Source organism: Faecalicatena contorta (genome assembly GCF_021531895.1).
Taxonomy (GTDB): Bacteria; Bacillota; Clostridia; order Lachnospirales; family Lachnospiraceae; genus JAFBIX01.
Window position 1 is genome coordinate 26,313 of record NZ_JAFBIX010000007.1, and the last position, 11,799, is coordinate 38,111.

The 11,799-nt window shown below is 43.1% G+C and carries 14 protein-coding genes; 13 read left to right on the forward strand and 1 reads right to left on the reverse strand.

Annotation, left to right across the window (positions count from 1 at the left end):
- Nucleotides 1-23 precede the first annotated feature (23 nt).
- The 7 genes from JQM81_RS03470 (at nt 24) to thiI (ending at nt 6,855) form a co-directional block, all read left to right on the forward strand.
- Complete coding sequence (locus JQM81_RS03470) at nt 24-1,526, forward strand: ATP-binding protein (RefSeq protein ID WP_235232144.1); 1,503 nt, start codon at nt 24-26, stop codon at nt 1,524-1,526.
- 17 nt (nt 1,527-1,543) lie between these two features.
- Complete coding sequence (locus JQM81_RS03475; RefSeq protein WP_235232147.1) at nt 1,544-1,891, forward strand: arsenate reductase family protein; 348 nt, start codon at nt 1,544-1,546, stop codon at nt 1,889-1,891.
- Between the two features lie 241 nt (nt 1,892-2,132).
- Nucleotides 2,133-2,699 carry a manganese efflux pump MntP family protein gene (locus JQM81_RS03480; protein ID WP_235232148.1) on the forward strand — a complete coding sequence of 189 codons (567 nt, stop codon included), beginning with the start codon at nt 2,133-2,135 and terminating at the stop codon, nt 2,697-2,699.
- Nucleotides 2,700-2,744: 45 nt separating this feature from the next.
- Nucleotides 2,745-3,698 carry a 50S ribosomal protein L11 methyltransferase gene (prmA, locus tag JQM81_RS03485; protein ID WP_235232149.1) on the forward strand — a complete coding sequence of 318 codons (954 nt, stop codon included), beginning with the start codon at nt 2,745-2,747 and terminating at the stop codon, nt 3,696-3,698.
- Between the two features lie 9 nt (nt 3,699-3,707).
- Nucleotides 3,708-4,445: a 16S rRNA (uracil(1498)-N(3))-methyltransferase gene (locus tag JQM81_RS03490; RefSeq protein ID WP_235232150.1), complete on the forward strand. Its 738-nt coding sequence runs from the start codon at nt 3,708-3,710 to the stop codon at nt 4,443-4,445.
- Nucleotides 4,446-4,488: 43 nt separating this feature from the next.
- Nucleotides 4,489-5,649, forward strand: coding sequence for a cysteine desulfurase family protein (locus tag JQM81_RS03495; protein ID WP_235232151.1), 1,161 nt, complete (start codon nt 4,489-4,491; stop codon nt 5,647-5,649).
- Nucleotides 5,650-5,673: 24 nt separating this feature from the next.
- The gene (gene thiI / locus JQM81_RS03500; RefSeq protein ID WP_235232152.1) at nt 5,674-6,855 is read left to right on the forward strand and encodes a tRNA uracil 4-sulfurtransferase ThiI; all 1,182 of its coding nucleotides are present in this window, start codon (nt 5,674-5,676) and stop codon (nt 6,853-6,855) included.
- Nucleotides 6,856-6,929: 74 nt separating this feature from the next.
- On the opposite strand, the gene JQM81_RS03505 is transcribed toward thiI, so the two are convergent.
- Nucleotides 6,930-7,163: an HPr family phosphocarrier protein gene (locus JQM81_RS03505; RefSeq protein ID WP_235232153.1), complete on the reverse strand. Its 234-nt coding sequence runs from the start codon at nt 7,161-7,163 to the stop codon at nt 6,930-6,932.
- Between the two features lie 148 nt (nt 7,164-7,311).
- Between JQM81_RS03505 and mtaB the strand changes: the two genes are divergently transcribed.
- The 6 genes from mtaB to JQM81_RS03535 are packed head-to-tail and all read left to right on the forward strand — an operon-like array spanning nt 7,312 to nt 11,788.
- A complete protein-coding gene (gene mtaB / locus JQM81_RS03510) occupies nt 7,312-8,595 on the forward strand; it encodes a tRNA (N(6)-L-threonylcarbamoyladenosine(37)-C(2))-methylthiotransferase MtaB (RefSeq protein WP_235232154.1) in 1,284 nt (427 codons plus the stop codon).
- A gap of 57 nt (nt 8,596-8,652) precedes the next feature.
- Nucleotides 8,653-8,916, forward strand: a complete 264-nt coding sequence (locus JQM81_RS03515) for an IreB family regulatory phosphoprotein (RefSeq protein ID WP_235232156.1) — start codon at nt 8,653-8,655, stop codon at nt 8,914-8,916.
- A 5-nt stretch (nt 8,917-8,921) separates the two neighbouring features.
- Complete coding sequence (gene ruvX, locus JQM81_RS03520) at nt 8,922-9,347, forward strand: Holliday junction resolvase RuvX (RefSeq protein ID WP_235232158.1); 426 nt, start codon at nt 8,922-8,924, stop codon at nt 9,345-9,347.
- Between the two features lie 23 nt (nt 9,348-9,370).
- The gene (locus JQM81_RS03525; RefSeq protein WP_235232159.1) at nt 9,371-9,631 is read left to right on the forward strand and encodes a DUF1292 domain-containing protein; all 261 of its coding nucleotides are present in this window, start codon (nt 9,371-9,373) and stop codon (nt 9,629-9,631) included.
- 6 nt (nt 9,632-9,637) lie between these two features.
- On the forward strand, nt 9,638-10,093 hold the full coding sequence (locus tag JQM81_RS03530) for a Fur family transcriptional regulator (protein ID WP_235232161.1): 456 nt from the start codon (nt 9,638-9,640) through the stop codon (nt 10,091-10,093).
- A 27-nt stretch (nt 10,094-10,120) separates the two neighbouring features.
- Nucleotides 10,121-11,788 (forward strand): ribonuclease J, encoded by a 1,668-nt coding sequence (locus JQM81_RS03535; protein WP_235232162.1) that lies wholly within the window; start codon nt 10,121-10,123, stop codon nt 11,786-11,788.
- Nucleotides 11,789-11,799: the final 11 nt, after the last annotated feature.

The following is an 11,799-nucleotide window of genomic DNA, read 5'->3' on the forward strand; positions in this document are numbered from 1 at the left end:
GACAGAGATAAAAAGGACAGATTATGGATATCAAGAGAGCAAAACAAGAGATTAAGGATTCGATTGAAGCGTATTTGAAGAAAGATGCGGATGGGGAGTATATGATACCGGCGATCCGTCAGCGCCCGATTCTTCTGATGGGGCCTCCGGGAATCGGTAAGACACAGATCATGGAGCAGATTGCGAAGGAGTATAAGATTGGACTGGTGTCTTATACGATCACGCATCATACGCGGCAGAGTGCTATCGGTCTGCCGTTTATTCAGGAGAAGATGTACGGCGGCAAGAAGCATTCGGTCACAGAGTATACCATGAGTGAGATCATTGCTTCGGTGTATGATAAGATAGAGGCTACAGGAATCAAAGAGGGAATCCTCTTCATAGATGAGATTAACTGTGTGTCAGAGACTTTGGCACCGACAATGCTGCAGTTCTTGCAGTGTAAGATGTTCGGCAACCAGAAAGTGCCGGAAGGATGGATCATTGTGGCAGCGGGGAATCCGCCGGAGTATAATAAGTCCGTGCGGGACTTTGATATCGTGACTTTGGATCGCATCAAGAAGATTGATGTGGAAGAGAATTATGAAGTGTGGAAGGAATATGCTTATCAGGCGGAGATTCATCCGGCGATTCTGGCATATCTTGAGATCCGCAAGGATCATTTTTACCGGATTGAGACGACGGTAGATGGAAAGGTATTTGCAACAGCCCGTGGCTGGGAAGATCTGTCTCAGCTTTTGAAGGTATATGAAGCTTTGGGTAAAAAAGCAGACCGTGAGGTGGTCCATCAGTATATCCAGCACTGGAAGATTGCTAAGGATTTTGCCAATTATCTGGTGTTATATGAGAAATATAAGAAGGATTATGGTCTGGAGAAGATTATAGAAGGCTGTTATAGTAAAGAGACTCTGGAACAGCTGAATTATGCTCCGTTTGATGAACGGCTGAGTGTGGTTCATATGTTGATTGGAAGACTGGGAAGTCTGTTCAAGGAATACTTTGTAGAAGATCAGTATGTGACGATGCTGTATGAATATCTACGACTGTACAAGGAGAATCTGGATCTGGAAGAAGTGACTGCTCAGGCGGAAGGTGCTTATGAGACCTTGCGTAAGGCAGAGCAGTTGACGAAACTGCAGGATAAGATTTATCGAAAGGTTGTTGAGACTTTAGAGCGGTTCGGACAGATGGTGCAGCAAGATCATCTTACAAGTGAGGCGGCATTTGCCAGGGTAAAAGAGGAATTTCAACAGTCAGTGGAAGTACGGGAGCAAGTAGTGGAACATACATTACAGTCACTGAATCATGCGTTTGATTTTATGGAAGATGCATTTGGGGACAGTCAGGAGATGGTTGCCTTCGTCACAGAACTGAATACGAATTATTACAGTATTCAGTTCCTGAAAGACAATGATTGTGATAAATATTATCGCTATAACAAGCGGTTACTGTTCGATGAACAGCAGCAGGAGATCCTGAAGGAATTAGATGAAGTGGAACAGGATCTGAATACTGCTTTGAAATAAGAGGAGGAGAAAGAAGAATGTTATTCGTATATTATCCAAAATGCAGTACTTGCCAGAGGGCAAAGAAATGGCTGGAAGAGAAGCAGATTATATTTGAAGCGCGGGATGTTAAGCTTCAGAATCCTACGAAAGAGGAATTGATCGAATGGCATCAGAGAAGTGGACTTCCATTGAAGAAATTTTTTAATACCAGTGGTATGCTCTATCGGGAGATGCAGTTAAAGGACCGGCTTCCTGAGATGTCTGAAGAAGAGCAGTATGACTTGCTGGCTTCTGATGGAATGCTGGTGAAGCGTCCGATTGTTGTGACGGATGATCTGGTGTTGGTCGGATTCCGTGAGAAAGAGTGGGAAAAGCTAGTATAACTTGGATAATTTTTGTGTTTTTTATTGACAGCAATCGAAAGAATTTCTATAATATCAATTACGGTAAGGGAGTAGTTGGCGCTAAGAATGCGTAGTTTTGTCAACATACTGATGCACAAGGCATCTGGCATTACTTTAAATGATGAGACTTATCCGTGGATATGCCACGGATAGGTCTTTTTATATGCACTCCTGTTGCCGGGTATCCGGAAGATAGAATATTCACAAAAGGAGAAGGAATATGGGATTGATAGAATTATTTTTGATTGCGGTAGGCTTGTCTATGGATGCATTTGCAGTATCTGTCTGTAAGGGCCTTGCGATGAAGCGGTGTACGTGGAGCAAGGCGGGGATTGTTGGACTGTATTTTGGTGGATTTCAGGCATTGATGCCGTTGATTGGTTATATTTTGGGTGTGCAGTTTAAAGATGTCATTACTTCGGTTGATCATTGGATTGCGTTTATCCTGTTGGGAATCATAGGAGGAAATATGATTCGGGAAGCACTGGGTTCCTGTGATGAGTGCGAGGAGACGGATGAGTCATTGGATGTGAGAACCATGTTGGGTCTTGCGGTGGCAACCAGTATTGATGCATTGGCAGTTGGGGTGACATTTGCCTTTTTACAGGTAAATATTGTACCTGCAGTAAGTTTTATTGGGGTGATTACATTTACTTTATCCGTCGCAGGTGTTAAAATAGGCAATGTATTCGGAACAAAATACCAGACGAAGGCAGAGAGTATTGGCGGTATTATCCTGGCTCTTATGGGATGTAAGATTCTGCTGGAGCATCTGGGCGTAATATAGAGACGAATGACGTAGAAGTAATGTTCAGAAAAAAGGAGAAGACTGATGAAGTGGAATCAATTTCGTTTGACGACGACAACAGAAGCAGAAGATATTGTCAGCAGTATGTTGATGGATCTGGGAATCCAGGGGGTACAGATTGAGGATAAGGTACCTTTGACTCAGGGAGACAAAGAGCAGATGTTCGTAGACATATTGCCGGATATGCCGGAAGATGACGGAAAGGCTTATCTGACGTTTTATCTGGATGAAGATGAGGACGCAGGAGCCATCCTGATGCAGGTGCGCAGAGAACTGGAAGAGATGAGAAGTTATCTGGACGTGGGTGAGTGCACGATTGAGGAGTCTCAGACAGAGGATGTAGACTGGGTGAATAACTGGAAGAAGTATTTTCACCAGTTTTATATTGATGATATCCTTGTAATTCCGTCCTGGGAGAATGTCGAGCCGAAGGATCAGGATAAGATGATCATTCATATCGATCCGGGAACTGCATTTGGAACAGGAATGCATGAGACGACCCAGCTTTGTATCCGCCAGTTGAAGAAATACGTGACGGAAGATACAGAGATCCTGGATGTGGGATGTGGAAGCGGAATCCTGGGGATGTTGGCACTCAAATTTGGAGCAAAGCATTCTGTAGGTACGGATCTGGATCCATGTGCGATTGATGCTACCCATGAGAATATGGAAGTCAATGGGATTCGGAAAGATCAGTATGAAGTCATGATTGGCAATATTATTGATGACAAGGAAGTTCAGGATAAAGTCGGATATGAGAAATACGATATCGTAGTGGCAAATATTCTGGCAGATGTTCTGATCCCGTTGACGCCGGTCATTCTCCATCAACTGAAGGCTGGCGGAATCTATATTACCAGTGGTATTATAGATGTGAAAGAAGAAGTGGTTGTAGAAGCTGTGAAGGCATCTGGCCTTGAGGTCCTGGAAGTGAATCATCAGGGAGAATGGGTGTCTGTTACAGCGAGAAAGAATTAGGAGCAGAGTATGCAGCATTTTTTTGTGACACCTTCACAGGTGAAGGAAGAATGGATCTATGTGGAAGGGTCTGATGTGAATCATATGAAGAATGTTCTGCGCATGCGTACAGGAGAAGAATTGATGGTCAGTGATGGCAATAATCTCCAGTATCGGTGTGCGGTAGAGCGTTATGAGGAAGAACTGGCGGTGTTGAAGATCCTGGAAGAATTGCCGGTGGATACAGAGTTGCCTTCGAAGATCTATCTGTTCCAGGGATTGCCGAAGCAGGATAAGATGGAACTGATCGTACAGAAATCGGTAGAATTGGGAGTTTATCAGGTTATTCCTGTGGCAACAAAGCGTGCGGTCGTGAAGCTGGATGCGAAGAAGGCTGCCAGGAAGGTGGAACGATGGCAGCAGATTGCCCAGAGCGCAGCGAAGCAGGCAGGGCGAGGATATATCCCGGAAGTGGCAGACGTAATGTCTTATCGTGAGGCATTGGAGTGTGCTTCGAAGCTAGATGTTGTACTGATTCCATATGAACTTGCTGAGGGGATGAAGGAGACCAAATCTGTGATTGAATCCATTTATCCCGGACAATCGATTGGAATCTTCATCGGGCCAGAAGGTGGATTCGAGAAAGAGGAAGTAGAACAGGCGTTAGAGTATGGTGCCCATGCAATAACATTGGGAAAGAGAATCTTGCGGACAGAGACGGCAGGACTTACGACATTATCCGTTTTGATGTTCCATTTGGAAGGGTAATCACATAATCTGGTAGTAAGAAGAAGCATAGGAAGTGAAAATGATGAAAGAGATCTATTTGGACAATTCTGCGACGACCCGGGCTTATGACAGTGTCGGGGATCTTGTGCGGAAGGTAATGTGTGAAGACTATGGCAATCCGTCTTCCATGCATGCAAAAGGCGTGGAGGCAGAGAAGTATATAAAAGAAGCAAAGGAGACATTTGCGAAGCTTTTGAAGGTTCAGGAGAAGGAAGTGTTCTTTACTTCTGGCGGAACAGAGAGTGATAATCTGGCGCTGATTGGTGCTGCAAGAGCGAATCACAGGGCTGGAAAACATCTGATCACAACATCCATTGAACATCCGGCAATCATTAATACGATGCGATATCTGGAGGAAGAGGAAGGTTTTCGTGTTACCTATCTTCCTGTTGATAAGTACGGAAGAGTGAAGCTGGATGCTTTGCAGGATGCGCTTTGTAAGGATACGATTCTGGTGTCCATTATGTATGTGAATAATGAAGTGGGATCGGTGCAGCCCATACAGGAAGCTGCAAGTATTGTGAAGGCTTATAATAAGAATATCCTGTTCCATGTAGATGCAGTACAGGGCTTTGGCAAGTATCATATATATCCGAAGAAATTAAAGGTAGATATGTGTTCTATCAGTGGCCATAAGATCCATGGCCCGAAAGGAACGGGGGCATTATATATCGGTGAGAATGTTAAGATCAAGCCAATCGTATTCGGAGGCGGACAGCAGAAGGATATCCGTTCCGGTACGGAAAATGTTCCGGGAATTGCCGGACTTTCTCTGGCAGCGAGGACGATTTACAAGGATTTGGACGCCAAAGTGGCAAAGATGCGAGAATTGAAGCAGCATTTTATCGATGGCGTCAGTCAGATTGAGGATATAACGATTCATGGATTGTATGATGAGACTTCAGCACCGCATATTATCAGCGTGGGATTTGCTGGAATTCGAAGTGAAGTATTGTTGCATGCGTTAGAAGATAAGGGGATCTATGTGTCTTCCGGTTCGGCATGTGCTTCCAATCATCCGCAGATCAGCGGCGTTCTCAAAGGGATTGGAGCAAAACAGGAATTCCTGGATGCGACGCTTAGGTTCAGTATGTCAGAATTTACAACCTTAGAAGAGATTGACGATACGCTGGAGACACTATATAATATAGTACCGATGTTGAGAAGATATACCAGACATTAGGAGAATCTGATAGGAGAATAGAAGATGAGATTTCATACTTTTTTGTTAAAATACGGTGAGATAGGAATTAAAGGAAAGAATCGCTACCTGTTTGAGGATGCACTCGTCAGACAGGTGCGCTTCGCCCTGAAGGATGTAGATGGAGAATTTCAGGTACACAAGTCTCAGGCAAGGATCTATGTGGACTGTGAAGGAGATTATGATTACGATGATGCAGTGGAGCATCTGAAGAGAGTATTCGGTGTGGTTGGAATCTGTCCGGTTGTCCGCATGGAAGATCAGGGGTTTGACCAGCTGAAAAAAGATGTAGTTGCATATATGGATGAAGTATATCCGGACAAGAATCTGACATTTAAGGTAGAATCCAGACGTGCCAGAAAGTCTTATCCAAAGAATTCTATGGAGATTAACTGTGATCTTGGAGAGGCGATTCTGGATGCATTTCCAGAGATTCGTGTAGATGTACATCACCCGGATGTGATGTTGAATGTGGAAGTGAGAAATGAAATCTACGTCTATTCTCAGATTATTCCTGGAGCAGGTGGAATGCCGGTTGGAACCAATGGAAAAGCGATGCTTCTGTTATCAGGAGGAATAGACAGTCCGGTAGCTGGTTATATGATATCCAAGCGCGGAGTAGGCATTGAGGCTACTTATTTCCATGCACCGCCGTATACCAGCGAACGTGCGAAGCAGAAGGTGATAGACCTGGCTAGAATCGTTTCTCGCTATTCTGGACCGATCAAGCTTCATGTAGTGAATTTTACAGATATTCAATTGTATATTTATGATCAGTGTCCGCACGATGAACTGACGATTATTATGCGTCGTTATATGATGCGTATTGCGGAGCATTTTGCAAAGGAAGATGGATGCCTTGGACTGATTACCGGAGAGAGTATTGGACAAGTAGCCAGTCAGACGATGCAGAGTCTGGCAGCAACGAACGATGTCTGTACGATTCCAGTCTATCGTCCGGTTATCGGATTCGACAAGCAGGAGATTGTAGACATCGCAGAGAAAATAGATACGTATGATACATCTATTCAGCCTTTTGAAGATTGTTGTACGATCTTTGTGGCAAAGCATCCGGTTACGAAGCCGAATATCGATGTGATCCGCCGTTCTGAAGAGAACTTGAGTGAGAAGATTGATCAGTTGGTACAGGAAGCAATTGATACTGTAGAGATTATCGAAGTGAAGTAAGCGTAATAGATCTGGTTGAGAAAAAAAGGTCAGACCCTGTAAGATACAAGGCCTGACCATTTTCCATCATTTTATTAGCAGATGTATGGCTTTAATGTCTCAAGAATTGTGTCGATTTCTGCATTGTCAGCATGGATATTCAGATCAATTGGTTTAGAAAGATCCAAACTGAAGATACCCATGATAGATTTTGCATCAATAACGTATCTTCCAGATACCAGATCAAAATCATAGTCGAACTTTGTGATATCATTTACAAAAGATTTTACCTTATCGATCGAATTTAAAGAAATCTGAACTGTTTTCATGTTGGAAATACCTCCTTAGCTTCATTTCGTGTTCTATAAACATCTTAAGAGTAAGGGGTATAAAAGTCAAGGAACAATTTGCCAAAGAATGTAAATTAATTTTAATGAATCTTACAACAATATACATAGAAAGGGTTTGTGGGAAGATATGAAGAAAGTAGCATTACATAATCTGGGGTGTAAGGTCAATGCATATGAGACAGAGGCGATGCAGGAACTCCTGGAGGAACATGGCTATGAGATCGTACCTTTTAAGGAAGGGGCAGATATCTATATTATTAATACATGTACGGTGACCAATATGGCGGACCGTAAATCACGGCAGATGCTGCACCGTGCCAGAAAGATGAATCCGCATGCGATTGTTGTGGCTTGTGGATGCTATGTGCAGGCGAAAGCGGACGAGTTGGATGAGTGCATTGATATTGTGGTCGGGAATAACCGCAAGAAAGATATTATTGAGATTTTAAAGGAGTATGAAAGAGGAAGGGAAGGTTCCTGCCAGGAGATGGTGGATATTAACCATACGAAGGAGTATGAGGAAATGCATCTGACCAGAACAGCAGAGCATACCAGAGCATATATTAAAGTGCAGGATGGATGTAATCAGTTCTGTTCTTACTGTATTATTCCTTATGCAAGAGGAAGGGTTCGAAGTCGTGATCATGAAAGCGTACTTCGGGAAGTACAGGGGTTGGCTTCCAATGGATATAAGGAAGTCGTTCTGACAGGAATTCATCTGAGTTCTTATGGAATGGATACGGGAGATCATCTGTTGAATCTGATTCTGGATATTCATGAGGTTCCGGGAATTCAGAGAATCCGTCTCGGCTCTCTGGAACCGCGCATCATTACGGAAGAATTTGCACGTACTCTTGCCAGTCTTCCGAAGATGTGTCCGCATTTCCACTTGTCTTTGCAGAGTGGGTGTGATGCGACATTGAAGCGGATGAATCGTCGCTATACGGCAGAAGAGTATTATGAGAAGTGTGTCCTTCTGCGGAAATATTTTCATAATCCAGCATTGACGACGGATGTAATCGTTGGATTCCCTGGGGAGACAGAAGAAGAGTTTGCACAGTCAAAAGCATTTGTAGATAAGGTGAATTTCTATGAGACGCATGTATTCAAGTATTCCAGACGTGAGGGTACCCTTGCAGCCAAGATGGAGAACCAGGTGCCGGAGACGGTGAAGACAGTCAGGAGTAATGAACTTCTGGAATTGAGCCGTAGAAAACAGAGGAATTATGAGGAAGCGTTGATTGGAACGACGCAGGAAGTATTGATGGAAGAAGAGATTCTTCACGAAGGAGAGAAGTACCAGGTGGGACATACGAAAGAGTATGTAAAAATTGGTCAGAAAACGACAGAGAATCTGACGAATCAACTGGTAAATGTAGAAATTGAGAGTCAGTTGCAAATAATGCATTGAATTTTTGGTGCTAATAGGGTAGAATAACATTGAAGTATTTTTGGAGGACGTGAGTATATGAAAGATTTAAGCAGCACTCAGTTTTTTCAGGTAGAAAGCGGTCCACAAATTCAAGCAAAAGATATACTTGAGATTGTGTACAAGGCATTGAGTGAAAAGGGATACAATCCTGTGAATCAGATTGTGGGTTATATTATGTCAGGAGACCCGACATATATTACCAGCCATAATGGAGCCAGAAGCCTGATCATGAAGATGGAGCGAGATGAATTGGTAGAAGAGATGCTTAAGACGTATATTGAGCATAATAAGTGGGTATAATTTCTATGAGAATCATGGGACTGGATTACGGTTCTAAGACCGTAGGAGTGGCAATCAGTGATCCTTTGGGAATTACTGCTCAAGGAATAGAGACCATATGCCGAAAGGACGAGAACAAACTGCGTAAGACCTGTGCACGGATTGAAGCGTTGATTGAAGAGTACGGGGTAGAGCGGATTGTACTTGGCCTTCCGAAGCATATGAATAATGATATTGGGGATCGGGCAGAACATTCAATAGAGTTTGGAAAGATGCTTTCCCGACGGACCGGCCTGGAAGTCGTGATGTGGGACGAGCGTCTGACTACAGTAGAAGCAGAACGGACTTTGATTGAGAATAAAGTAAGGCGAGAAGACCGCAAAAAATACATTGATAAAATTGCGGCTGTTTTTATATTACAAGGATATTTGGACTCGATTCACATGAACTAAAACCATTTTCGAGGTGTATATATATGGAAAAGATTAAATTCATGTCGGAAGAGATACAGGAAGAGATAGATTTTTTTGTGCTAGAGCAGACCAAGGTGAACGGGGTATCTTATATTCTGGTCACTGATTCGGAGGATGATGAAGCGGAATGTTTAATTCTGAAGGATACATCAGATGAAGCGTCAGCAGACAGCGTCTATGAGATCGTAGATGATGACGTGGAGCTTACTGCTGTTTCAAAAGTGTTTGAGGAACTGCTCGAGGATGTTGATATTGAAAGGTAATATACTATGTCTATCAGTAAAGAAAAGTTTAAAGAAATGCTGAAAGAAAAGGGTCTTAAAGTAACCAATCAGAGGTTGCTTGTATTGCAGGTGCTGGCAGAACACAGAGACAGACATATGACTGCAGAAGATATTTATGAACTGGTAAAAGAGGACTACCCGGAGATTGGGCTGGCAACTATTTACCGGACAGTGCAATTGTTATTAGAAATGCAATTGGTGGATCGTATCAATCTTGATGATGGATGTGTGCGTTATGAGATTGGTGAGTCTTTCGATGGAGTGGAAAGACACCATCACCATCATTTGATATGTAAAACTTGTGGGAAAGTGCTTCCTTTTAAGGATGATTTATTGGACGAACTGGAGCGTCATATAGAGGAAGAGACCGGTTTTCACGTGTTGGACCACGAATTAAAGTTCTATGGACAATGCCAAGAATGCCAGAAAGGGCAAAATTAGTACGGAGAAGCACGTGGAGGTGTAAATTTGAAAAAAGAGAACAACGGAAAATTGCGTATCATTCCGCTCGGAGGACTTGAGAAGATCGGAATGAACATTACTGCCTTCGAATATGAAGACAGTATTATTGTCGTGGATTGTGGTTTGGCATTCCCGGAAGATGATATGCTCGGAATCGATCTTGTGATTCCGGATGTGACATATCTGAAAGATAATATTCAGAAGGTAAAGGGATTTGTGATTACGCATGGACATGAAGATCATATTGGAGCTTTGTCCTATGTGCTGCGTGAGATGAATCTTCCTATCTATGCGACGAAGCTTACTATGGGTATTATTGAGAAGAAGCTTTCAGAGCATAATCTGCTTCGCAGCACCAGAAGAAAAGTAGTAAAGCATGGACAGTCTATTAATCTGGGGCAATTTAGAATTGAATTTATTAAGACAAATCACAGTATTCAGGATGCGGCAGCTCTGGCTATCTATTCACCGGCAGGAATTGTAGTCCATACCGGAGACTTTAAGGTGGACTACACACCTGTATTTGGCGATGCCATTGATCTTCAGCGCTTTGCTGAGATTGGTAAGAAAGGAGTTCTGGCATTGATGTCAGACAGTACCAATGCGGAGAGGAAAGGATTTACCCAGTCCGAGCGTACCGTGGGAATTACATTTGACCACATATTTGCAGAGCATCAGAATTCAAGAATTATCATTGCAACATTTGCTTCCAATGTAGATCGTGTGCAGCAGATCATCAATTCTGCATGCAAGTATAATCGTAAGGTTGTAGTAGAAGGAAGAAGCATGGTCAATATTATACAGGTTGCCCAGGAGTTAGGGTATCTGAATGTACCGGAAAATACATTGGTTGAGATTGATCAGTTGAAGAATTATCCGCCGGAAAAGACCGTGTTGATCACTACCGGAAGCCAGGGTGAGTCTATGGCTGCCCTGTCACGTATGGCAGCAGATGTGCATAAAAAAGTGTCCATTATGCCTGGAGATACGGTAATCTTCAGTTCGAATCCGATTCCAGGTAATGAAAAATCAGTTTCCAGGGTTATTAATGAACTCTCCTCCAAAGGAGCTAACGTTATATTCTCCGATGCCCATGTATCCGGTCATGCATGTCAGGAAGAATTAAAATTAATCTACTCCCTGGTAAAGCCAAAATATGCGATACCGGTACACGGCGAGTACCGTCACTTAAAAGCAAACGCAGGAGTTGCCATGAATCTTGGTATTCCAAAAGAGAATATTTTCATCCTGCAGTCAGGCGATGTATTGGAATTGAGTGATAAAGAGGCCAAAGTCGTAGATAAAGTACACACCGGCGCGATCCTCGTAGATGGTCTCGGAGTAGGAGATGTAGGAAATATCGTACTTCGTGACAGACAACATCTGGCAGAAGATGGAATCATGATCGTAGTACTTACATTAGAAAAAGGCAGTAACCAATTGCTGGCAGGACCTGACATTGTATCACGTGGATTTGTCTACGTCAGAGAATCAGAAGGTCTGATGGAAGAGGCTCGTAATATAGTGACAGAAGCAGTCGAAGATTGCCTGCTGCACCAGCGTAATGCCGACTGGAGCAAGATAAAAATGGTAATCCGCGATACCATGAATGAATTCATTTGGAAACGGACAAAAAGAAAACCAATGATCTTGCCAATTATTATGGATGTGTAAAAAGGTGAAAA